This window comes from Thioalkalivibrio sp. ALE17 (assembly GCF_000425605.1).
Taxonomy (GTDB): domain Bacteria; phylum Pseudomonadota; class Gammaproteobacteria; order Ectothiorhodospirales; family Ectothiorhodospiraceae; genus Thioalkalivibrio.
Genome location: NZ_AUDT01000001.1, coordinates 130856 through 154710 on the forward strand (window position 1 = coordinate 130856; position 23855 = coordinate 154710).

General features: G+C 67.5%; 19 protein-coding genes. 8 read left to right on the plus strand and 11 right to left on the minus strand.

The annotated features are described in order from the left end of the window. Positions 1-8 precede the first annotated feature (8 nt). Together H609_RS0100630 and H609_RS0100635 are read right to left on the minus strand one after the other, a co-directional pair. Positions 9-422 (minus strand): thiol-disulfide oxidoreductase DCC family protein, encoded by a 414-nt coding sequence (locus tag H609_RS0100630; RefSeq protein ID WP_038032689.1) that lies wholly within the window; start codon positions 420-422, stop codon positions 9-11. Then, positions 415-744, minus strand: coding sequence for a hypothetical protein (locus H609_RS0100635; protein ID WP_018867076.1), 330 nt, complete (start codon positions 742-744; stop codon positions 415-417). The genes H609_RS0100630 and H609_RS0100635 overlap by 8 nt, the downstream gene beginning before the upstream one ends. On the opposite strand from H609_RS0100635, the gene H609_RS0100640 reads away from it, so the two are divergent. From H609_RS0100640 to H609_RS0100665, 6 genes are all read left to right on the plus strand, one after another. Next, complete coding sequence (locus tag H609_RS0100640; RefSeq protein ID WP_028484039.1) at positions 743-985, plus strand: hypothetical protein; 243 nt, start codon at positions 743-745, stop codon at positions 983-985. The two genes, H609_RS0100635 and H609_RS0100640, sit on opposite strands and share 2 nt — an antisense overlap. Then, on the plus strand, positions 985-1707 hold the full coding sequence (gene mtgA / locus H609_RS0100645; protein WP_018867078.1) for a monofunctional biosynthetic peptidoglycan transglycosylase: 723 nt from the start codon (positions 985-987) through the stop codon (positions 1705-1707). The genes H609_RS0100640 and mtgA overlap by 1 nt, the downstream gene beginning before the upstream one ends. A gap of 271 nt (positions 1708-1978) precedes the next feature. Continuing rightward, positions 1979-4291: a mechanosensitive ion channel domain-containing protein gene (locus H609_RS0100650; protein WP_028484040.1), complete on the plus strand. Its 2313-nt coding sequence runs from the start codon at positions 1979-1981 to the stop codon at positions 4289-4291. Positions 4292-4398: 107 nt separating this feature from the next. Continuing rightward, positions 4399-5085 carry a zinc metallopeptidase gene (locus H609_RS0100655; protein WP_018867080.1) on the plus strand — a complete coding sequence of 229 codons (687 nt, stop codon included), beginning with the start codon at positions 4399-4401 and terminating at the stop codon, positions 5083-5085. Between the two features lie 26 nt (positions 5086-5111). Then, positions 5112-5756, plus strand: coding sequence for a class I SAM-dependent methyltransferase (locus H609_RS0100660; protein WP_028484041.1), 645 nt, complete (start codon positions 5112-5114; stop codon positions 5754-5756). A 202-nt stretch (positions 5757-5958) separates the two neighbouring features. After that, entirely contained in the window at positions 5959-6549 is a 591-nt protein-coding gene (locus tag H609_RS0100665; protein WP_018867082.1) for a hypothetical protein, read from the plus strand. Positions 6550-6654: 105 nt separating this feature from the next. Here the strand turns inward: H609_RS0100665 and malQ are convergent, their stop codons facing one another. Genes malQ through glgC form a run of 3 tightly spaced genes read right to left on the minus strand, consistent with a single transcriptional unit; the run spans position 6655 to position 11187 of the window. Further along, complete coding sequence (gene malQ / locus H609_RS0100670) at positions 6655-8130, minus strand: 4-alpha-glucanotransferase (RefSeq protein WP_028484042.1); 1476 nt, start codon at positions 8128-8130, stop codon at positions 6655-6657. Between the two features lie 53 nt (positions 8131-8183). Beyond that, a complete protein-coding gene (locus H609_RS0100675) occupies positions 8184-9932 on the minus strand; it encodes a glycoside hydrolase family 57 protein (RefSeq protein WP_028484043.1) in 1749 nt (582 codons plus the stop codon). Beyond that, positions 9922-11187 (minus strand): glucose-1-phosphate adenylyltransferase, encoded by a 1266-nt coding sequence (glgC, locus tag H609_RS0100680; protein ID WP_028484044.1) that lies wholly within the window; start codon positions 11185-11187, stop codon positions 9922-9924. Before glgC ends, H609_RS0100675 begins: the two co-directional genes overlap by 11 nt. 511 nt (positions 11188-11698) lie before the next feature. Here glgC and glgB point away from each other — a divergent pair. Further along, complete coding sequence (glgB, locus tag H609_RS0100685) at positions 11699-13912, plus strand: 1,4-alpha-glucan branching protein GlgB (protein ID WP_081619271.1); 2214 nt, start codon at positions 11699-11701, stop codon at positions 13910-13912. Between the two features lie 112 nt (positions 13913-14024). Here the strand turns inward: glgB and H609_RS0100690 are convergent, their stop codons facing one another. The 4 genes from H609_RS0100690 to H609_RS0100705 form a co-directional block, all read right to left on the minus strand. After that, the gene (locus H609_RS0100690) at positions 14025-15152 is read right to left on the minus strand and encodes a PQQ-dependent sugar dehydrogenase (RefSeq protein ID WP_017942141.1); all 1128 of its coding nucleotides are present in this window, start codon (positions 15150-15152) and stop codon (positions 14025-14027) included. 94 nt (positions 15153-15246) lie between these two features. Continuing rightward, positions 15247-16737, minus strand: coding sequence for a lysine--tRNA ligase (gene lysS / locus H609_RS0100695; RefSeq protein ID WP_018877533.1), 1491 nt, complete (start codon positions 16735-16737; stop codon positions 15247-15249). A gap of 24 nt (positions 16738-16761) precedes the next feature. Beyond that, positions 16762-17860, minus strand: a protein-coding gene (gene prfB, locus H609_RS0100700; protein ID WP_155984731.1) for a peptide chain release factor 2 whose coding sequence is annotated in 2 segments (ribosomal slippage) — positions 16762-17787 and positions 17789-17860 — 1098 coding nt in all. Because the reading frame shifts where the segments join, the coding sequence is not laid out codon by codon here. Positions 17861-17947: 87 nt separating this feature from the next. Next, positions 17948-18868 carry a hypothetical protein gene (locus tag H609_RS0100705; RefSeq protein ID WP_028484045.1) on the minus strand — a complete coding sequence of 307 codons (921 nt, stop codon included), beginning with the start codon at positions 18866-18868 and terminating at the stop codon, positions 17948-17950. 381 nt (positions 18869-19249) lie between these two features. Between H609_RS0100705 and H609_RS0100710 the strand changes: the two genes are divergently transcribed. Continuing rightward, positions 19250-20800, plus strand: coding sequence for a DUF255 domain-containing protein (locus H609_RS0100710; protein ID WP_018882205.1), 1551 nt, complete (start codon positions 19250-19252; stop codon positions 20798-20800). A gap of 12 nt (positions 20801-20812) precedes the next feature. Here H609_RS0100710 and H609_RS0100715 read toward each other — a convergent pair whose 3' ends face one another. Together H609_RS0100715 and H609_RS0100720 are read right to left on the minus strand one after the other, a co-directional pair. Continuing rightward, positions 20813-22042, minus strand: coding sequence for a methyl-accepting chemotaxis protein (locus tag H609_RS0100715; RefSeq protein ID WP_018882206.1), 1230 nt, complete (start codon positions 22040-22042; stop codon positions 20813-20815). Positions 22043-22502: 460 nt separating this feature from the next. Continuing rightward, positions 22503-23825, minus strand: a complete 1323-nt coding sequence (locus tag H609_RS0100720; protein ID WP_028484046.1) for a DEAD/DEAH box helicase — start codon at positions 23823-23825, stop codon at positions 22503-22505. Positions 23826-23855 lie beyond the last annotated feature (30 nt).

Sequence of the window (23855 nt, forward strand, 5' to 3'; positions counted from 1 at the left end):
GGCGGCCGTTATCCCCCCGGGCGGCAGACCCCGTCGTCGCAGCGGGACCGCCAGCGATAGCGGGCGATCACGTTGTAGACGCGGTCCATCAGCCAGACGACCGGCGGTAGGCGATGCAGCACGCCGCCGAGCCAGCGGTAATACGGCAGATGCCGCCAGACCAGCACGAAGGCCCACGCGCCACTGCGAATGCGGCCCTCGGGACTGACGGCATGCATGCGCTGCATGGCCTGGTCCCAGGTGATGCCCCAGGCGGCGAGCGGCGCCGCATCGGCGTGGATGTCGCGCCAGTCGACCGCGGCAGCGGTATCCAGGCGCTGGTAGTGGCCGATCTCGCGACGGCACAGCGGGCAGCCGCCATCGAAGAACACGATCGGGCGTCCGGGGGCCTTTGGCGGTCGGTTCGCGGCCGGGTCAGGCATGTCCCACCGGCCCGGTCTGCTGGTGCTGCGCCTCGCCCAGCGATTTCAACGCGCGCTCCACCACATCGCGCGCGAGTCCCTGGGTCATCTCGGGGTCGGCCGGGATCATCTCGGTACGCACCGCCAGGGCCATCGCCAGGGCCTGCAGCACATCCCCGTTGCAGGTGTCCCCCAGCACCCCGATCTCGTTATCCAGGGTATCGGTCAACCGGTCCAGCAACTGCTGCACCCGCACCGCCGAACCCGTCTCGGGGTGCAGACGAAACTCGAAGGACACGGCCTCGCCGCTCGGGGTCACATAGCGATAGGGCAATACGTCCATGGCTCTCTCCTTCGCGTACGGTCGGGTTGTCGAGGCGGATTTCGGGGTCGGTCGGGCAGCCCCTCCGCCATTGGGCCACGAAACGGGCAAACAGTTCGACCGGCAGCGGGCCGACACGACCGGATCGCATCGCGAAAACCGCCCCGGCCGGCACGCGCAAGCGTTATCCTTGCGCCTCATGGAGACCCGCATCCGCAACATCGACTTCGCCGGTGCGCCGCGCGCGGCAGGGGTACGGTAATGGCGGCCCGCCGCAAGCGCCGCCCGCTGCGCCGCCTGCTCCTCTGGGTGGCCGGGCTGACCGCATTCCTGCTGGCGCTGGGCATCGGGGTTATGTTCGCGCTGGTCGTGCTGTTCGCTCGCGTCGACCCGCCCTACGGCATGGCCATGGTGGTGGCCACCGACTGGCAGACCGCCTCCAACCGGCGCCCGGACTGGCAGCGTCTGGATGACCTGCCCCGCCACCTGATGCTGGCGGTGATCGCCGCGGAGGACCAGCATTTTCCCAACCATCGCGGCTTTGACTGGGGCTCGGTGCGCCAGGCGCTGGGCGATCATGTGCGCGGCGGGCGACTGCGCGGCGCCAGCACCATCAGCCAGCAGACCGCCAAGAATCTGTTCCTGTGGCACGGCCGGTCCTGGGTGCGCAAGTCGCTGGAGGCCGGGTTCACGCTGGGGATGGAGACCCTGTGGCCGAAACGCCGCATCCTCGAGATCTACCTGAACCTGGCGGAATGGGGCCCCGGCATCTACGGCATCGAGAACGCCGCCCAGCATTACTTCGGTGTCTCCGCCACCGAACTGGACCGTCACCAGTCCGCGCGCCTGGCCGCCATCCTCCCCAGCCCCGGGCGCATGAACCCGGTCCAGCCGGGCCCGCAACTGGACCGCCGTATCGCCTGGGTGGAGCAGCAGATGGCCCAGCTCGGGATCGCCTGGCTGGACCCGATGCTGCTGGAGTAAGCCTTGTGCCCGGCCGACGCCGAGGTCGGGCACGGAGATCGCCCCGCGCCTTTGGCGCTCGCGATGAGCGTGCTTTCCCCCATCATGGCAAGGCTCCGCCAGGGGCGGCGGCCATCCCCGGACGCACCCCCGGCCCGCATTGTGGCGGGGAACTTCCAGCCTTTAGACTGCTCGCACTATCCGCACGGGCGAACCGCCGTTCAATAGGTCCATCGACATGGACGCCATGAGCGCGGCTCCCATGGATGCCCCCCGAACATTGAGGTTTGCCGTGACCCACCAGCGCTCGCCGTTTCGCTTCTTCTCCCGCCTGCTCGTCCTCGCCGCCCTGCTGTTCTCCGTGCCGCTGGGGGCCGTCTCTGCCCAGGATGCCGGCGCGACGGATTCCGGCAATGACCTGCGGCAGACGCTAATCGACGCGCTGGAAAACGAGGAGGCACGCGAACGCCTGCTGGAAGCCTTGCGCGCCGACAGCGGCGCCAGCGAGAGCGAGACGGCCGAAGATGCCGTCCCGGTGGACACCGGCGAGAGCGAATCGGTGGCGCGCCAGATTGCCCAGCTGACCCAGTCGCTGGCCGAGGGCACCGTGGCCGAGATCCGGGCCCTCAACGACATCGCCGCGGACATCGCCGAACAGGTCCGTGCAATCGAACCGAAGGTTTTCGGGATGGCCGTGCTCGATCTGGCGATCATCATTGTATTCACCGTGGTGGTGTTCCTGATCCTGCGCCGCCTGGGTGCCCCGTTGTTTACCGGCATCGACCGCTGGGCCCTGAATGCCGCGGAGCACATGCGCCTGATGCGGGCACTGCCCGCCGTCGTCCTCGCCGCCGCGATCGACTTCCTGATCGTCATCCTCGCCTGGCTGGCCGGCTATGCCCTCGCGCTGTTCGTACTGGGCGAGTCGGGCGAGATGAACACGCGCCACTCGCTGTTCCTGAACGCCTTCCTGCTGATCGAGGTGACCAAGGCGGCGCTGCGCCTGATCTTCGCCACCCGCTACCACGGTCTGCGCCTGCTGCCGATGGCCGGGGACGAGGCCGCCTACTGGAACGCCTGGCTGGCGCGCATCGTGGGCTACATTGGCTACGGCCTCCTGCTGCTGGTGCCAATCGCCAACAACCAGATCTCCTCCGAGGCGGGGCGCTCGCTGGGGCTGATCGTGATGCTGACGGCGTTCCTGTACGCCGCCGTGATCATCCTGCAGAACCGCAGCCGGGTGCATGACCGCCTGATCGCGATGGCCAACCGGGCCGAGTTCGCCTTCACCCGGATCGTGATCTCGCTGCTGGCGAATTTCTGGCACTGGATCGCACTGCTCTATTTCCTGGCGCTGGCCGTGGTCAGCGTCACGCGCCCGGAAGACGCCCTGCCCTTCATGGCCAAGGCCACCGGTCAGACCTTGCTCGCGGCCTTCGCGGGCGTGTTCGTCGCCAACCTGCTGACGCAGCTGATCGGCCGGCAGATCCGCGTGCCCGACGAGACCCGGGAGAAGTTCCCGTCGCTGGAACTGCGCCTGAACTCGTACATCCCGAAGGCGCTGAAGGTCATGCGCCTGGTGATCCTGCTGATCGTGCTGGCGGTGATCGCGGATGCCTGGGGCGCCTTCAGCCTGACCACCTGGCTCGCCTCCGACATCGGCATGGCGGTACTGGGCACCGCGATCTCGGTCGCCCTGATCCTGCTGGGCGTGCTCGCCATCTGGCTGGTATTCGCCAGCTGGATCGAACACCGCATGAACCCCAACACCGGCGACGGCGGTCCGACGGCCCGCGAGGCCACGCTGCTGACCATCTTCCGCAATGCGGTCGCCATCGTGCTGATCGTGATGACCACCATGATCGTGCTGGCCGAGATCGGCGTGAACATCGGGCCGCTGCTGGCCGGCGCGGGCGTCCTCGGCCTGGCCGTCGGCTTCGGTGCCCAGAAACTGGTCCAGGACGTGATCACCGGGGTCTTCATCCAGCTCGAGAACGCCATCAACGTCGGTGACGTAGTCACCGTCGCCGGAACGACTGGCGTGGTCGAACGCCTGACCATCCGCTCGCTGGGTCTGCGCGACCTGTCCGGGACCTACCACCTGATCCCGTTCTCCTCGGTCGATGCGGTGTCCAACTACATGCGTGAATTCGCCTACCACGTGGGCGAGTACGGCGTCGCCTACCGCGAGGACATCGACGAGGTCATCGTGCGCCTGCGCGAGGCCTTCGAGGAACTCAAGGAAGACCCCGACCAGGGTCCGAACATCCTCGACGAAATGGAGGTGCACGGCGTCACCGCCCTGGCCGACAGCTCGGTCAACGTGCGTATCCGCATCAAGACGCTGCCGGGCACCCAGTTCGGCCTGGGCCGCGCGTTCAACCGCCTGGTCAAGAAGCACTTCGACGCCGCCGGCATCGAGATCCCGTTCCCGCACCAGACCATCTACTTCGGTCAGGAGAAGGACGGGTCGGCCCCCGCAGCCAACCTGCGCATGATCGAGGCCGCGCCGGAGGGCAACGCCGACGACCGGGACTATTCGCGCGACCGCCGCGCCCGCCCGAACCCGAAACACAAGGGCGACTACGACGAGTCCGAGGACTGACGCAACCAGCGGGGCGAACGGCCGGCTGAGGGGCCTGCCGCCACGCGCGGTCATCCCGAACCGGCTTACCCTTTCCGCCAGGGCGGGATTTGGGTCAATATAGCCGCATGCGACTGTTGATCCTGCTCGCGCCGTTGCTGTTGTTCCTCGCCTGGGCCCCGGGCCTCTGGGTACGTCACGTCATGAAGAAGTACCACCAGCCGGGGGACCGCTACGACGGCACCGGCGCGGAACTGGCCCGCGATCTGCTGGACCGTCACGGGCTGCACAAGGTCCGGGTGGAGACCACCACGCACGGAGATCACTACGACCCCAACGCCCGCACCGTACGGCTGTCGCCCGAAAACCACGAGGGCCACTCCCTCACGGCGGTCACCGTGGCCGCCCACGAGGTCGGACACGCCATCCAGCATGCCGAGGGCTACGCCCCGCTGCGCATGCGCAGCTACCTGGTCTGCGTCGCGGGATACGGACAGCAGATCGGCGCCTGGCTGCTGGTCGCCATTCCCTTTGTCACCCTGCTCGCCCGACATCCCGCGCCCGCGTTCCTGTTCCTGCTGGCCGGAGTCCTCTCCATGGGGCTCGCCACGCTGGCCCACCTGGTCACCCTCCCCACGGAGTTCGACGCCAGCTTCCGCCGGGCCATGCCGATGCTGCGCGACGGGCGTTACCTGCACCCGCCCGACTACCCGCATGCGGAGCGCATCCTGAAGGCCGCCGCCTATACCTACCTCTCGCAATCCCTGATGAGCCTGCTGAATATCGCCTCGTGGTTCCGCTACCTGCGCCGCTGAGCGGCTCCGCTCGGCCTGCCTGCCCGTTGTGCGGCCAGCCGACCCGGCTGTTCCATCACCGCGGTCTCGGCGACCCCTCACCCGGTGACTATCGCCGCTGCCACCACTGCCGCCTGATCCACCTCGACACCGGGTCCTGGCCCGACCAAGAGACGGAACGCGGGTACTACCGCACCCACGAGAATCGGCCGGATGATCCCGGTTACCAGGCGCATCTGCAGCGGCTGATCGAACCGCTGCTCGAGGCCCTGCCGCCACCTGCCCGCGGCCTCGACTGGGGCTGCGGCCCCCAACCCGTTCTCGCGGCCCTGCTGCGGACACGCGGCTACACCATGGATACCTGGGACCCCGCCTTCGCACCCACCTGGCCCGACGCACCCGACTCCGGCTGGGATATCATCACCTGCACCGAGGTTCTGGAACACCTGCACAACCCCCTGGACACGCTGCAAACGCTGCGCACCCACCTGCGCCCGGGCGGCGTTCTTGGCGTAATGACCGAATGGCCGCCCGCGGCGGACCGCTTCCGCCGCTGGCACTATCGCCGCGACCCCACCCACGTCGCGTTCTACGGGCCCGACACCCTGCACTGGATCGCCGACCGGCTGGGTTGCGCCCTCGCGCTGCCCGCGCGCGACATAGCGCTGTTCACGCGCAGCGATCCGCCCTGATCAACCCGAAACCGCGACGGGCATCACACGGATACGCCCGCCACGGGGCCCCGGGGAACTCCTCCATCCGCGGATCGTCTTCGCCAGGTGCCACTCGCCAGGTTGGACGCCCCCTTGTCGGGCATGAAAGCGCCACGCTTGTTAAGCTGGGGTTAAGTGCGCTTGTCTAGGCTACCGTTACTACTTAAGCAGGAGAGACTCTATGAAGATTCGTTCCCGGTCCGTCGCCGGACTGATCGCCGCGGCCGCCCTTGCGCTGGCCAGCCCGCTCGCCATGGCGCAGGGCATGGGCCAGCAGGGTCAGGGCGGCATGGGCATGCAGGGCGGTCAGGGCGGCAACCCGCAGATGGAGATGCAGCAGCTCCAGCAGACGCTCGCCGAGACCCAGCAGCAGGCTATCCAGAACAATCCGCAGCTGGAACAGAAGGGCGAAGAGCTGGAAAACCTGGTCCTGGACAAGATGGAGTCCGCCGGCTATCAGCCGCGTCGGGACCTGGAAACCCTCGAGTCCGCCGAGGAACGCCTGCGCGATCCGGACCTCAGCGCCGAACAGCGCCAGGAAGTCATCCAGTCCGAAGACGTGCAGCAGGCGCAGATGAACCTGCAGGAGGCCCAGCAGGCGGTCGCGCAGGATGAAGAAATCCTGGAGGCCCAGGAAGCCCTGCGGGAAGACCTGATGGCCGCCATGCGCCAGGAAAACGCCGATATCGACGACGTCATCCAGCGCATGCAGAGCCTGCAGCAGCAGATGCAGCAGCAACAGGGTGGCCAGGGCGGCGGCATGATGCGCTAATCGCGCCACCGTAGACCCAATGAAAAAGCCCGGTCCCCGTCAAGGGGCCGGGCTTTCTTGTGTCGGGCCCATGCCTGCACTGAGGCGCGCGGGCCGAACGGTCCCTCATTCCAGGCGGCGGGTCTCCTGCGCCAGCGCGCGCAGCGCCTCGGTCTGTCCCTCGGGCAGCTGACTCCAGTCAAAGCGCCAGGTCCAGTTGCGTTCGTCCACCGTACCGGGAATGTTCGTGCGCGCCTCCGAACCCAGTTGCAGGGCATCCTGCATCGGCAGGATCGCGAGCTGTGCCGGCGAACGGCAGGCCGCACGGATCAGCGGCCAGGGCATCTCCTCGGCCCCGCCCTCATCCAGCGTTGCGATCACGTGCTGCTGCAGGGACGGCTCCAGGGAACGGAACCAGCCCAGCGTGGTGTCGTTGTCGTGGGTACCCGTGTACACCGCGCTCAGTTCGTCGTGATTCGCCGGCAGGTACGGGTTGTCCGGCCCACCCTCGAAGGCGAACTGCAGGATGCGCATGCCCGGCAGATCGAAGCGCAGGCGCAGGGCGGTCACCTCCGGCGTGATCACGCCCAGGTCCTCGGCCAGCAACGGCAGCACGCCGAGACGGGCCTGCAGCTGTTCGAAGAAGTCCGCGCCCGGCCCCGGCACCCAGTGCCCCTGCGTGGCATCCGGCTCGCTCGCCGGCACCGCCCAGCTGGCCTCGAAGCCACGGAAGTGGTCAATGCGCACGGCGTCCACCGTCTCCAGGGTCCAGCGCATCCGCTCCACCCACCAGTCGTAGCCGCGTTCGGCAAGGCGGTCCCAGCGGTAGTGCGGGTTGCCCCAGCGCTGCCCGGTCTCGGAGAAGTAGTCCGGCGGCACCCCGGCCACGGTCAGGGGGTGCCCCGTGTCATCCAGATCGAACAGGTCGCGGTGGGCCCAGACCTCGGCCGAGTCGTGCGCCACGAAGATCGGCATGTCCCCCAGGATCAGGATGTCCCGTGCGCGGGCATGCTCGCGCACGTCCTGCCACTGATCGAACAGCACAAACTGGGCGAAGCGTACCGCCTCCAGCTCCCGGGCCGCATCGACCTCCACAGCCGCCAGGGCATCCGGATCGCGGTCACGCAAGGCGGCCGGCCATTCCCACCAGGGACGCCCGTCTTCGCGGGCCCGGATCACCACGAAACGGGCAAAGTCCTCCAGCCACACCGGACCCTGGGAATCCCGAAAGGCCTGGTAGGCCTGCGCCCAGCCATCGCCGGCCTGCTCCAGCCGCTCCCGCGCCTGTTCCAGCAGTGTGTCGACGGGCAGCGTCGGGTCCGCAAGGCCCGCGCGCGCCGCCAGGCGCTGCGGGTCGATCAGGCGCACATCGCCGGCAAAGGCGGAGATACTGGCATACGGCGAGCCATCCTCCTGCGGCGGGTGCAGCGGCAGGATCTGCCACAGGCTGAAGCCAGCATCCCGCGCCCAGTCGAGGAAGCGAAAGGCCTCGTCCCCCAGCGTCCCGACCGGACCCAGGCCCGGCAATGAAACGGGATGCAGGAGGACCCCCGCGCGGCGGCGCTGCATCAGGGGGTTGCAGTGTTCTTCGCCCGCCTCCATCCGCTACGGCCCCTCGTACATGGTTACCGGGCACATGGTTACTTGGCACACAGTTACTGGCCCTTGCGCATGGTACCGCCCGCCGCGGGATCACCGCCCCCGACCGAGAGGACCTCGCCCAGCGAGTCGGGCACATCGAGATCCGCCAGCTGGTACAGGCGGGCCAGATGCCGACGGTAGAGCTGTTCGAAGTCGCTGACGGAACCCGCGGGGTTGTATTCCCCGAACCACCAGCACCAGTCGGATCCCTCGCATACCGCGAGCTGCTTGCGCAGCTCCGGCGTATCCAGTGCCGGATGCCGCGCGATGGCCTGGTCCACGGCGGTCCAGGCCTCGATCAGGCGGTCCCAGCCAAGGTTCTTGTCCGGGTCGCCAATCCAGGTGGAAAAGGTCCCGTAGACCCAGGAGCCCGCCACCATGCCCGTGAGTTCGCCGCGATCCGTCCGCGGACCCGTGCGCTGGCAGACGTCCGAGAAGGTGCACAGGTTCAGCCGCGGATTCTCCGCCAACCGCTCGTACAACGCCCGCAGGAAGTAGAAGCCGTTCTCCGGGTAGTACTCCCAGGCGTTCTCGCCATCCAGGATGACCGCCACCACGCCCCCGTCGGGCGAGACGGCGGCAATGTTCTCGAGGTGATGCACGAAGTCCCCGACCGCGTCGTCGGCGTGCCAGTCGGCGTAGCGAAACCCGATCGCATCGGAAAGCCCGTCGTCGCGGAAGAACAGCTCCGTCCGGGCGCCCTGCAGGCAATACGGGCGATGCAGCCAGCCCTCCTGCTCCGCCGACCCGGTATGCGACTCGGCGGTCTCCCCGGCCGCCGCCAGGCTGTTGCCGAGGACGGTCTGGCCACTGGCGGTCCAGCAGATGTCGTAGTCATCCAGCAGGCGCACGGTCGCCTCGCTGAGACTGCCCTCCGAGGGCCAGCAGCCGCGTGGCCGGAAGCCGAAGTACTGCTCGAACACCGCCAGGCCGCGTTCGATATGCCAGCGCACCCGGGCCTCTCCGTCCGGGTACGCCGGCGCCTGCGGCAATTCGACATCCGGCATCGCCTCGCGCGCCGACTGCAGATCCAGCAGCAGCGGCATGATTGGATGGGCATACGGGGTGAACGAGAGCTCCACGCGCCCCTGCTCGGCCAGCTCGCGGTAGCGCGGCAGGATCGCCTTGACCTCGTCGCGGATCAGCTTCAGCAGGCGGCCCCGCACGTCGCGGTTGAAGCCCTGATCCGCCTTCAGCCAGCCCTGCACCTCGGGATAGGCGCGGCGCACGGTCTCCCCCAGCCAGGCCAGGTGATAGCAGGTCGCCAGATCCTGGAAGAAGCGGTTGTCCAGATGCGCCAGCAGCACGGCGTCTTCCAGCGCCTGGCGGGCCAGGGTCGCCAGGCGCTCGAACAGCGGGAACGGCTCGATCATGCGCGGGGCATGCGCGCGCAGGCAGACGCGCAGGATCTCGCGCCGCTGCACCGGATCCACCGGGACGATATCCAGCTGGAGCAGGTCCAGCACCGGGTCGCCGAAGCTCGAGCGATTGCCGATCCCGGCCTCCAGCCGCTCGCCGTAGTCCGCGATCTGCTCCAGCAGGATCGGCGCGAAATTCACCACCGCGCGCGCCTGGGGACAGGCCTCCAGGTGCGCGGCCATGTCGGTGTAGTCCTTCAGCGCGTGCAGGTAGGTCCATGGCAGGACATATTCACCGGCCCCGGAGTCGTAGTACTGCGGCTGGTGCATATGCCAGCACAGCACCACGTCGAGCTGCGGCGGCTGGGTGGCGAGCGCGGTGGTACTGCCGGATTCAGCGGACATGGTGGGTCGCCTGTCCGAGCATCTCCGGCGTCACCACGCGCACCCCGCCCGGGGAGACGAAGTAGTCGCGGGCATCGGCCTCGTCGTCCACCCCGATCTCGGTCCCGTCCGGGATCTTGCAGCCCTTGTCGATCACCGCATTGCGGATCACGCAGTTCTCGCCGACTGTCACACTGGGCAGGATCACCGAGTCTTCCACGGTGGCACAGGCGTTGACCTGCACATTGGAAAACAGCAGGGAGTGGCGCACGGTGCTCCCGGAGATGATGCAGCCCCCGGAGACCATCGAGTCGATCGCCATGCCACGGCGGTCCTCGTCGTCGAACACGAACTTGGCCGGCGGCAACTGCTCCTGATAGGTCCAGATCGGCCACTCCGAGTCGTACAGGTTCAGCTCCGGCGTCACCCCGATCAGCTCCAGATTCGCCTGCCAGTAGGAGTCGATGGTCCCTACATCGCGCCAGTAGCCCTGGCGCACGCCCTGCTCGTCACGGAACGGATAGGCCATCACCTGGTTTCGCTCGATGATGCCGGGGATGATGTCCTTGCCGAAATCGTGGCTGGAGAAGGTGTCGTCCGCATCCTTGATCAGCTGGTCGAACAGGAACTCGGTGTTGATCACGTAGATCCCCATAGAGGCCAGCGAGTGGGTCTTGCTGCCGGGGATCAGCGCCGGGTCCTCCGGCTTTTCCGCAAACGAAGTAATGCGGCTGGAGGCATCCACCCCCATCACGCCGAAGGCCTTCGCCCGCTCCCGCTCCACCTCCAGGCAGCCCACGGTCATGTCCGCGCCGCTCTCCACATGGAAGGCGATCATCTGGCCGTAGTCCATCTTGTAGATGTGGTCGCCGGCCAGGATCAGCACATAGCGCGGATTGTGCTGCCGGATGATGTCGATGTTCTGGTAGACCGCGTCGGCCGTCCCCGCGTACCAGGAGGTCTCGATGCGCTGCTGCGCCGGCAGCAGCTCGATGAACTCGCCGAATTCCCCGCGCAGGAAGCTCCAGCCCCGCTGCATGTGCTGGATCAGCGAGTGCGCCTTGTACTGCGTCATCACCGCAACCTGGCGGATACCCGAATTGATGCAGTTGGACAGGGGGAAGTCGATGATGCGGAACTTGCCACCGAAGGGCACGGCCGGCTTGGCGCGCCACAGCGTCAGTTGTTTCAGTCGCGAGCCGCGTCCGCCGGCCAGGATCAGGGCAAGGGTCTCCCGGGGCAGGCGGCTGACGTAACGTTGCGGTTGTGGACTCATGCACCCATCCTTGTCGAGGCAAACACGTCCGCATGTACCCGCTCGCTGGGTCCTCGCTCCCACCCGCGGACAAGGCTCGGTGTGTGCCCTGACCCGCCTCGTGGAACCGCGGTATCCGACAAGCGCGCGTACATCCGTTCGTGTTCTCCAGGGAAACACTGATTAATGTACTCACTCGCGCTCGAGTCGCTTTTGCGTGCGAACAAGGCGCGGTGACTGCCGTGCAGCATTCTGCACAAGGGAACCGCAACGCTGTGCGCGCGCAAAAGCGGCCGAGCCCCTGCTCTCAATAGGTTGTGGGGTTGGCACCCCAGGTTCCCCGATCCTGCGTTGCGCCGATTGCGGGTAGAACCACTACCCGCTGCACGACGCGCCTTGCCTCGAAAAACCTGGGGTGCCAACGCGAGTGCGTACATTAATCAGTGTTTCCCTAGTATGTTGTACTCACGTGTTCTGCCGACCCGGCCTGAACCGCACTATTCCACGACCCAAACGCGAGCTTGATCCGAGTATGGCAACAGCCCCCGACAAATGCACCCGTTCCGTCGCCGATCCGTTAGCGCGCCTGGCCGAGGCCCGGCTCCATGATCCGCACAGCGTCCTGGGGCGCCATGCGCTGGATCAACAAACCACCTGTTATCGGGCCTGGCTACCGCATGCAACGGAGGCCTCCATCACACTTTGCGACGGGCGCCACATACCCATGGACGCCGCCTCGGGATTCCCCGGGCTGTTCCTGTGGCGTGGGCCGGTGGACGCCCTCCCCGCGCACCCGCAGCTGGACTGGATGCCCGAGGGTGGCACATCCACGTTGCAGGCAATTGACCCCTGGAGCTTTGCCCCGGACATCCCCGAATTCGATCGCCACCTGTTCGCCGAGGGCCGCCACTGGCATGCCCATCGCATGCTGGGCGCCCATCCGATGGCCCGCGACGGCATCCACGGCGTGCGCTTCGCCGTGTGGGCGCCCAACGCCGAACGCGTGTCGGTGGTGGGCGACTTCAACCGCTGGGACGGGCGCTGCCATCCAATGACCGTCCACGCGGGCAGCGGCATCTGGGAGCTGTTCATACCGGGGATGACCGCGGAAACGCTGTACAAGTTCGAGATCCGCAATCGCGAGCACGGCAGCCTGCACCTGAAGACCGACCCGTACGCCCGCGCCTACCAGGTTCGCCCCGAGACCGCCGCCCGCATCCAGGAGGCCAGCACCTATGCCTGGAATGACGAGCACTGGATGCGCAACCGCGATCCGGAGGCCTGGAAGCATCGGCCAATGAGCATCTACGAGGTGCATCTGGGCTCCTGGCAGCGCAGTCCCGAGGGCCACTGGCCCAGCTACCGCGAGCTGGCCGAGCGCCTGGTGCCCTACGCCCGCGACATGGGCTTTACCCATCTCGAATTGCTGCCGGTCACCGAGCACCCGTTCGACGGATCCTGGGGCTACCAGAGCACCGGCTTCTTCGCCCCCACCTCGCGCTTTGGTCAGCCGGACGACTTTCGCCATTTCGTCGACCAGGCCCATCAGGCCGGTCTTGGCGTGATCCTCGACTGGGTCCCCGGCCACTTCCCGCGCGACGAGTTCGCGCTGGCCCGGTTCGATGGCACCGCGCTGTACGAACACGCCGACCCGCGCATCGGCGAGCACCGCGGCTGGGGCACCCTGATCTTCAACTACTCGCGCCCCGAGGTCCGCAACTTCCTGCTCTCCAGCGCCCTGTGCTGGGTCGAGGACTTCCACCTCGACGGCCTGCGCGTGGATGCCGTCGCCTCCATGCTCTATCGCGACTACGACCGCGAAGGCGAGGACTGGCTGCCCAACATCCACGGCGGCAACGAAAACCTGGAGGCCATCGACTTCCTGCGCCACCTGAACGAGACGGTCCAGACCAGTCATCCGGGCGTCGCCATGATCGCCGAGGAATCCACCGCCTGGCCGGGGGTCAGCCGCCCGCCGTCCATGGGCGGGCTGGGCTTCACCATGAAGTGGAACATGGGGTGGATGCACGACACCCTGACCTACTTCGGGATGGACCCGATCTACCGCATGCACCACCACGGCCAGCTCACGTTCGGCCAGCTCTACGCCTATAGCGAGAACTTCGTCCTCCCGTTCTCGCACGACGAGGTGGTACACGGGAAGCGCAGCCTGCGCGGACGCATGCCGGGCAACGAGTGGGAACAGCACGCCAACCTGCGCCTGCTCTACAGCTGGCAGTGGCTCTACCCCGGCAAGAAACTCCTGTTCATGGGCCAGGAATTCGGCCAGGGCCCGGAATGGTCGGAGGATCGCGAACTCGACTGGTACGTGCTGCAGTACCCGCTGCACCAGGGCCTGCAGAACCTGGTGCGGGATCTGAACCGCGCCTACCGCGCCGACCCCGCCCTGCACGCCCGGGAATTCGAACCGGACGGCTTCGACTGGCTGGACTGCGACGATGCCGCGCACTCCACCCTGAGCTTCGTGCGCCGCGACCACCAGGGCCGCCAGGTCGTGGTGGTGCTGAACCTGACGCCGGTGGAGCGCCCGGCCTACCCCGTACCCGCGCCCCACGCCGGGCGCTGGCGGGTCACCCTGAACAGTGACGCCGAGGTCTACGGTGGGGGCTCGCGCGGCCCGGCGGAGGCCTATGCCGAGCCGGTGGAACGCCACGGGCACCCCGCGACACTCTACCTGCATCTGCCGCCACTGGCGGCCCTGTTACTGGAGCCAGCCGGCGACTGACGTCGGGGCGCCTCGGGCCGAAGCCGCTAAGACCGGCTCCTGTTTGCAGGCCCGTGCGGGCCCGGAACTCGCGGCCCCAATGCCGGCCATGGGCTCGGGATCGGGATCGGGCTCATTCCAGGCGATAAAGCCCGCCATCCGAATGGTCCGTCAGCACATAGATGTGCCCCTCCGGTCCCTCGCGGACATCACGAATGCGCCCGATCTTGCCGTGCAGCAGCTCTTCCATGTGCACGACTTCGTCGTCCTCGATCACGATGCGCAGGATCCGTTCGGCACGCAGGCCACCCGCCAGCAGATTGCCTTGCCAGGACTCGAAGCGATCCGCGGTCACCATCGCCAGCCCGGACGGCGCCAGCGTCGGCAGGAACTCGTAGACCGGGTCGATCATGTCCGCGTCGTGACGCGCCTCGCCAAAGGGTTCCTCGGACCGATAGTCGCGCCCCCGCGACACCACCGGCCAGCCATAGTTGCCCCCGGCTTCCATACGGTTCAGTTCATCCCCACCCCGGGGCCCGTGGTCCGTCAGCCAGATCGTGCCGTCCGCCGGATCCACCACCAGACCCTGCGAATTGCGCAGGCCATAGGCAAAGATGTGTGGCTGGGCATCATCGCGGTCGACAAACGGGTTGTCCGCCGGGGCCTCGCCATCCTCGGTCAGGCGCAGCAGGGACCCGGTATGTGCAGAAAGGTCCTGGGACGGGTCTTCCTGCCGACGATCGCCGATCGTCATCAACAGGGTGCCATCGGCCTGCCAGGCCAGCCGCGAACCGAAGTGGCCCGGATTGCTGCCGCCCCGGTCCTGACGGAACAGCTCCTCCACCTCGTGCAGGGCCCCGTCCTCCAGACGCCCGCGCCCCAGCGCGGTGTAGGACTGGTCGGAATCCCCGGTGACATAGGTGAAATACACCCGGTGGTTCGCCGCGAAGTCCGGGTGCAGCACAACATCCAGCAAGCCGCCCTGGCCGCGCGCCACGACCTCCGGCACACCCTCGACCGAGCTCACCTCGCCATCGCGCACCTGTTTCAGCGCACCCGTCCGTTCGGTCACCAGATAGCCGCCGTCCGGCAGGAAGGCTACCGACCAGGGATGCTCCAGACCACCGGCTACCCGCACGAGATCGAATTGTTCGTACTCGCTCGAGATGCCTTCCTCGACCACTTCGCCGGCCAGGGCCGAGCCCACCAGCGCCAGCCCCGCGACCAGCGCACCGGTGCGGATGGCGTAGCCTCGTGTCATTGCCTCTCGCATGCCGTACCTCCCGTTATCTGCCATTGCAGAAATGGGACACGACGACCGGGGGATTGTTCACGCGACGGCGTGGTGTGCCGAATCAGGCCTCCGGGCGCAGGTGCGGGAACAGCAGCACGTCACGGATCGACGGGCTGTTCGTCAGCAGCATCACCAGGCGGTCGATGCCGATGCCCTCGCCCGCCGTGGGCGGCAGGCCATACTCCAGGGCGCGGATGTAGTCAGCGTCGTAGTGCATCGCCTCGTCGTCGCCGGCGTCCTTCTCCGCGACCTGGGCCTGGAAGCGTTCGGCCTGGTCCTCGGGGTCGTTGAGCTCGGAGAAGCCGTTGGCGATCTCGCGCCCGCCGACGAACAGCTCGAAGCGATCGGTCACGAACGGGTCGTCGTCGTTGCGCCGCGCCAGCGGCGAGACCTCGGTCGGATAGGCGGTGATGAAGGTCGGGTGGCGCAGCTTGTTCTCGGCGGTGTATTCGAAGATCTCGGTCCACAGCTTGCCGAGCCCAAAGCTCGCCTTGATCGGGATCTCCAGACGCTCGCAGTGGGCGCGCACCTTGTCGATGTCCGCGAGGTCCTCGCTGCTGATCTCCGAATTGTGCTCGAGGATCGCCTCGCGAACCGTCATGCGGGTGAACGGCTGGCCGAAATCGTAGGTCTCGCCCTGGTACTCGATGGTGGTCGTGCCCAGCACGTCCTCGCACAGCCCGCGCAGCAACGTCTCGGTGCGGTCCATCAGCGCATGGTAGTCCACGAACGCCTCGTAGAACTCCAGCATGGTGAACTCGGGGTTGTGCCGGGTGGACAGCCCCTCGTTGCGGAAATTGCGGTTGATCTCGAAGACCTTCTCGAAGCCGCCGACGACCAGACGCTTCAGGTACAGCTCCGGCGCGATGCGCAGGTACAGCGGCATGTCCAGCGCATTGTGGTGCGTGGCGAACGGCCGCGCGGTCGCGCCGCCCGGGATCACCTGCATCATCGGGGTCTCCACCTCGATGAAGTCCTCGCGCTCGAAGTATTCGCGGATGTAGCGCACGATCCGGGTGCGGGTGCGGAACAGCTCGCGGCTGTCCGGGCTGGTGATCAGGTCCACGTAGCGCTGGCGATAGCGCTGTTCCTGATCGGTCAGGCCATGGAACTTCTCCGGCAGCGGGCGCAGGCTCTTGGTCAGCAGACGCAGCTCGTCCAGCTGGACCGTCAGCTCGCCGGTCTTCGTCTTGAACAGCGTACCCTGCCCGCCGACGATATCGCCCAGGTCCCAGTGCTTGAAGGCCGCGTAGACGCCCTCCGGCAGGCTGTCGCGCTGGGCGAACAGCTGGATGTCCCCGGACTGGTCGCGCAGGCGGACAAAGCTCGCCTTGCCCATCACGCGCTTGCCGATCATGCGCCCGGCGACAGTCACGCGGATCCCCTGCCCCTCCAGCGCCTCGCCTTCGGTGTCGTCATGCGCGGCGTGCAGATCGGCCGCCAGGGCATCGCGGCGGAAGTCGTTGGGGAAGGCCGGGCCGGCCTCGCGCAGCTCGTTCAGCTTGGCGCGCCGCTGGGCGATCAGCTTGTTCTCGTCGGTAATCTCGGTCATCGGGAATCCCGGTAAAAGAAAGCGTTACAGCCCGCTCTTCAGGCTGGCTTCAATGAACTGGTCCAGGTCGCCGTCGAGCACGGCCTGGGTGTTGCCGACCTCCACGCCGGTGCGCAGATCCTTGATCCGCGACTGGTCGAGCACGTAGGAGCGGATCTGGCTGCCCCAGCCGATGTCGGACTTGGTGTCCTCCACCGCCTGCTTCTCGGCGTTGCGCTCCTGCAGCTCGCGTTCGTACAGCTTGGCGCGCAACTGATTCATCGCCATCTCGCGGTTCTTGTGCTGCGAACGCCCCGCCTGACAGGCGGTGACCACCCCGGTCGGGACGTGCGTGATGCGGACCGCGGAATCGGTCGTGTTCACGTGCTGCCCGCCGGCGCCGGAGGACCGATAGGTATCCACCCGCAGGTCGGCCGGGTTGATCTCGATCTCGAAGTTCTCGTCGATCTCCGGCGAGGCGAACACGGAGGCGAACGAGGTATGCCGGCGGTTGCCGGAATCGAACGGCGACTTGCGCACCAGACGGTGCACACCGGTCTCGGTGCGCAGCCAGCCGAAGGCGTACTCGCCCTGGATGTGCACGGTGGCACTCTTGATCCCGGCCGTCTCGCCCTCGGAGAGCTCGGTGACCTCGGCCTTGAAGCCCTTGTGCTCGGCCCAGCGCAGGTACATACGCAGCAGCATATTCGCCCAGTCCTGGGCCTCGGTGCCGCCGGAGCCGGCCTGGATGTCGAGGTAGGCGTTGGCCTCGTCCATGTCGCCCGAGAACATGCGGCGGAATTCGAGCCCCTCGACGCGCGCGGTCAGGGCGTCGACATCGGTCTCGACCGACGCCGCCGTCTCCTCGTCGTCATCCGCCTCGGCCATCTCCAGCAGGTCCCGGCTCTCGTCCAGCTGAGTGCCGATCTCGCGGATGTTGATGACCACACCCTCGAGCTGGGCCCGCTCCTTGTTCAGGGCCTGGGCCTGCTCCGGGTCGTTCCAGATGTCGGGGTTTTGCTCCAGCTCCCGCTGGACTTCTTCCAGCCGTTCTTCCTTGGCCGGGTAGTCAAAGATACCCCCTAAGGGCGTCCAGGCGGCCCTTCAGGTCATCGATCCGGGAGTACAGCGCGTTCAGTTCCATGGCAGTTTCCGTCGGGTGTCGTGGCGCGCACGGCACGTTCCATCAGGTGGCGAGAAAAGCCGCGCAGTATAACACCGGCACGCGGCTTCAGGGCCGCCTTGGGCGGCGCCAGAAGGCCAGCGCCTGGCGGCGGTCGAGCCGCAGTACGGGGTGGGTGGACTGCGGGTCCACGAACTCCAGCGCACGCAGTTCCCCGCGGAACACGCCGCGCACCCCGGGCGCGACCACGTCATCGGCGACCGATTCCAGAAGCTCCAGGCGTCGTTCGGGGGACGGCGGCCCCCCCAGCGCGTCGACCACGACCACCGTGTCGCCGGATTCCGTCGGCGTGCAGGCCGGATCCGGGCACCAGTCGATACCGGCGCCCCGTGCCAGCCAGCGGCCGATCGCCCCGCCGCCACAGACCCGGCCCACGTCGCTGGCTCCGCCGGCAAAGCCCGGCGTCCATAGCCACAGCCCATGCACCGCACCCCGTCCCTCACGCTCGCGTTCCAGGTTGACGGGGTGCTGGAACCACGCCATCTGCAAGCCGGTCGCCAGGACCTGGAGACGCCGCGCGACATCGCCCTGCAGCGAGTGGGCCACCATGGATCGACCGAGCCCGACAGACGGCGGCGGGCCGGAGGCCTCGCCCTCGGCGTCCATCTGCAGCTCCCACAGGCCGTCTTCGCCCAGGCCCAGGGTGGCGCCGGCCGCCTCCAGTTCCGGCTGCGCGGTCGCCCACAACGCCTCGCGCTCGGCGTCCGCCACGGGCTCCACCGCCGAGGCCACCAGGTCCTTCATCCCGGGCGTCAGCTGGACCGGCTGGGCCAGCCAGGTCCGTGCGCCCTCGCCCTGCGGGCGATAACCCAGCCGTTCGGCGAGCGCCGCCTCCCAGCCCGGCACCGCCCCGGAATCGCCGGTCGCCCGCGCGCGCCCCAGCCAGCGAGCCAGACGCCGCACCGGGCGTGATGGCTCACCCGCGGTGGCCCCCGGTGCCGCCCACAGGCCGGGGAGCAGGTACGTCACCCGCCGGTCGGTCCGGCCTCCCGTCATGAAGCCCCCCCGCAACACGCCGGGGCGAAGAAAAAGGTGGGCAGGAATGCAAGCCTGTACATGGATCGGTGTTTCCTGGGGGACTGTCGGATCTGGATAGTCGCCGCGAGCGTGGCGCAAGCGCGGGCCCGTTGATGCCCGCTGTCTCGAGGCGCAGATCGCGCGTCGGCTAACCAGAGCCGGCGTGAAAAATGGCGCCATTCTACGACGCGCACAGCAGATCCGTCCCCAATCGGACCGACCCCGGGTCCTCGAGCAGTGATCAAGCGGGCATCCTGCCACACCGCCCCGTGCCGAACGCGCAATCCTTCAACTGGTCTATACCAATAGACACAAGCCCGGAAAGTGCCCGCGATGACCGGACCCTTCTACAACCCAGGCCCTTCCGTCGCCAGCGCCCTTCGTGGCGCCGCGCGCGGGCTCCTTGCGGGCGCCGCCCTGCTGGCGCTCGCGCTGCCAGTGGCCGCCGAGGACTATCCGGCCGACTCCAGCATCGACTGGCAAAGCTGGGACAGCGGGCTGTTCGACGAGTCCGAGGCACGCGAACGCCCGATCTTCTTCTATTTCCACGGCCAGTGGTGCACCTGGTGCCGCGACTTCCAGGACGAATCCCTGGAGAACCCGTCGGTGGTGGATGTCATCGACGAGCACTACATCCCCGTCCTCGTCGACCTGGACGAACGCGCCGACCTGTTCCGCCGTTATGGCGGGCGCGGCCTGCCCTTCGTGGTCATCGTGAATCACGAAGACGAGATGCTGACCCGCTTCACCGGCCACGTGAATGCCCGTGACCTCGAGAGCATCCTCCAGGCGCAGCGCGACATGTTCTCGGTCACCGGCCGCGAGATCACACCGGACGACGCGGCGATCGACGGCCTCGAGGCCTTCATGGAGATGCTCGACGAGGTCTATGACGAGCGCGCCGACCGCCTGAGCGGCAGCGCCACATTCGGAACGCTCAGCAAGCGCCCGCAACCCTGGACCTACCGCTACCTGCTGGCCAGTGACGACTGGGAGGAACGCATGCCCGGCCTGCTGGACCAGATCGCGGAGGATCTCTACGACGAGGTCGAGGGCGGCTTCTTCTTCTTCCACGATCCCGACCAGCGCGACCCGGTCCTGGCCCTGGAGACCTCCAAGCGCCTGGATCAGAACGCCGCGTTCCTGTGGCTGTTCTCCGAGGCCTACGAGCACATCGGCGACGAACACTACGCGGAGATCGCGCGCGGCATTCGCGACTATCTGCGCGACCACCTGTGGGACGCCCGTCAGCTGCGCTTCGGCAACAGCCAGTACGCCGACCGCGACTACTATCAGCTGGACCCGGAGACCCGCACGCAGACCGATCCACCCCGGGTCGACCGCAACACCTATGCCGACACCTCGGGCCAGGCCATCGCGGCGCTCGCCAACCTGGCGCGGGTACTGGAAGACCGCGACACCCTTGAGTGGGCCCGCGAGGCGCTGGAGGCGCTCGACCGCTATCTGCTCACCCGCAGCGGCTACCTGCACGGCATCACCGCCGGCGGACGGCCGGCGATGGAGGGCTACCTGCCCTCACAGATCTGGCCGGAGATCGCCCGCCAGGAACTGGCGCGCGCCGTGGAGGCACTGGATGGCGAACGTCCGGACTTGCCCGACCCGGTCGCCGCGCTGGATCGACTGGAGCCCTTCTTCGACGCGGAGCTGGGCACGCATGCCGAGCGGATCGGGACGGACCTGGAGCCCTGGTCGGAGACGCGCACCCAGGCCGCGCTCGCCTGGTGGCTGTATCGCCTGCCCGACGACGCGATCGAGGCGTCCCATATTGACCGCGACACCGTGCGTGACCGCCTGCGCATCGAGCCCGGCGCGGATCCCGACGACGTCGCCCTGGGCTTCGACGCCCTGCGCCGGGGCTTCTGACGCCAGGCCGGATCAGCCCTGCTGACGAAAGCCCGCAACCTCGTTCTGTAGCTGCTGCGCCAGCCCTTCCAGGGCCTCTACCGCCTGCTGCATCTCGTTGGCCCCGTCGGCGTTGCGCACCGCGATGTCATTGATGTGGTGGATGTTGCGGTTGATTTCCTCCGCCACCTGGCTTTGCTCCTCGGTCGCGCTGGCCACCTGGCGGGTCATGTCGTCGATGGTGGTCACCGAGTCGTGGATGTACTCCAGGGTCTCGCCCGCCTCGCCGGCCTTCTCCACCGAGGTCTCGGCGTGCTGCTGGCTCACCTCCATCGCCTGTACCGCGCGGGTCGCTCCGCCCTGCAGGCGCTGGATGATCTCGCGGATCTCCCCGGTCGAGTCGTTGGTTCGCTGAGCCAGATGACGCACCTCGTCGGCCACCACCGCGAAGCCGCGTCCCGCCTCGCCGGCGCGGGCGGCCTCGATCGCCGCATTGAGCGCCAGCAGGTTGGTCTTCTCGGCGATCTCCTCGATCACCTGCAGGATGGTGCCGATGTTGTCGCTGTCACCCTTCAGCTCACTGATCACGTGGCTCGCCTGGCGGATCTCGCCGGCCAGGGTGTTGATCGCGCCCTGCGTGGCCTGCACCACGGTGCGTCCGCCTTCCGCCGCCCGGGTCGCCTGACCGGCACTCTCGGCCGTGCTCTGGGTGTTGTTGGCCACCTCCTGCACGGTGGCGGACATCTGATTCATCGCGGTGACCACCTGCTCCACGTCGCCGCGCTGCTCGTGGGTCGCCCGGGTCAGTTCGTTGCTGCGACCCTCCAGTTGCCGCGCGGAGGCGGCGATACCGTCGGCCGCATCCGCGACCTGCCGGATCAGCCCGGAGAGCCGGCCCATCACCGTGTTGAAGGCTGCACCGGTGCGGCCGATCTCGTCGTCCGTAGTCACCTCCACGCGGTGCCCGAGATCCGCGCGCCCCTCGCCGATCGCCTCCAGCCCCTCGGCCAGGCGCTCCAGGGGCCGCGTCAGCACATTGGCATAGAACCAGCCAATCCCCAGCGCCACCACAAACGCGACCACCCACAGCGCCCACAGCAACCACCACAGCTGCGTCACCAGGGCCTCATCCACCCCCGCGGCAAGATCGCCCTTCATGGTGTGGAACGTCACCCCGCCCATGATCGACAGCGGCACCGTACTCACCACGATCACCAGAATAATCAGCTTCAGCCGCAGCCCACCCAGATTCCCAATCTTCATCGACACCCTCCTTTGGCTTCGTTAACGACCACCCGCGCCCGGCCTTGAGCCCGCCAGAGTATCGCCCGGCCCATCCCCCGCCGCCCTGATCCAGCTCAACTCCAACGCCTCGCCGCAACTCGAAAACCGTATTCACCACGAAGCACACGAAGGCACGAAGAAGGGCAAGGGCAAAAGCATTTCACAGGAAGACGCGAAATTTGGAAGTGTTTATGGGCCCTCGGCAATCACAACACGCTGTGATTAGCCTTGTACTGGGGCCAATCACCTGGCGCACAACACCAGTCCCTTCCTGTCTTCCAGCCTTCCTGTTATCGCTTTTCGCCCTTGACCTGGCCCTTCTTCGTGCCTTCGTGTGCTTCGTGGTGAATAAAGCCCTCCCCGCCAGACCCGGAACGAAAAAACCCGCGGCCCCGGACATCGGGACCGCGGGTTCGCGGTACTGCGCTGGCGCGTCGGACTAGCGGCTGCGCGCCGCCCGGTTGCCGTTGGAGGACGGGCGGCCGTTGCCGCCGCGACCGCCGCCGGGCTTGCCACCGCGGGCGTTGCGCGGGGCGCCATTGCGTGCCCCGCCGCCCGGCTTGCCGCCACGACCGCCGCGGCGGTTATTGCCATTGCCGTCATTGGCAGCCGGCTTCGGCGCGGCAAAGCCTTCGGTCTCGATGCGGTCGATCGGGCGCTGGATCAGGCGCTCAATGCCCTTCAGCAGCTTGATCTCCTCGCCATCCACCAGCGACAGCGCGGCACCGGCGGAGCCCGCACGGCCGGTACGACCGATGCGATGCACGTAATCCTCCGGCACGTTCGGCAGCTCGAAGTTGACCACCTGCGGCAGTTGATCGATGTCGAGTCCGCGTGCGGCGATATCGGTCGCCACCAGCACCGGCACCTGGCCGGACTTGAACTGCTTGAGCGCCTTGGTGCGCGCCGCCTGGCTCTTGTTGCCGTGGATCGCCTCCGAGCGCACGCCGTCTTTCGACAGCTTCTCGGCCAGGCGGTTGGCGCCGTGCTTGGTGCGGGTAAACACCAGCACCTGCTCCCAGTTGTTGGTGCGGATCAGGTGGCTCAGCAGTTCGCGCTTCTGGCTGGTCTCGACCAGGTGCACACTCTGCTGCACGCTCTCGGCGGCCGTGTTGCGCGGGGCGATGTCGATCTCCGCCGGGCTGGACAGCAGGCCGTTGGCCAGCTTGCGGATCTCGTCGGAGAAGGTCGCCGAGAACATCAGGTTCTGGCGCTTGCCCGGCATCAGCGCAATCAGCTTCTTGATGTCGCGGATAAAGCCCATGTCCAGCATGCGATCGGCCTCGTCGAGGACCAGGATCTCCACACCGGACAGGTCGATGGTCTTCTGGTTGGCGTGATCCAGCAGACGCCCCGGGGTCGCCACCACGATGTCCATGCGGTCGCGCAGGGCCTTGATCTGCGGGTTCATGTTCACGCCGCCGAAGATTGTCATCGAGCGCAGCTTCAGGTTGCGCCCGTAGGTCTTCACGGAATCGTGCACCTGGGCGGCCAGCTCGCGGGTCGGGGTCAGCACCAGGCAGCGCGGGCGGCCGTTGCCGGGCTTGGGCGCATCACTGGTGGAAAGGCGCTGCAGGATCGGCAGGGTAAAGCCGGCGGTCTTGCCGGTGCCGGTCTGGGCCGCGGCCAGCAGGTCGCCGCCCTTCAGGACTTCCGGGATGGCCCGGGCCTGGATCGGGGTCGGGTGCTGGTAGCCGGCGGAATCCAGCGCGCGCAAAAGGGTATCGGCCAACCCGAGGTCGGCAAAGGTCGTATCAGTCATGGAATGCTCCAACGCTACCCGCCACTCGTT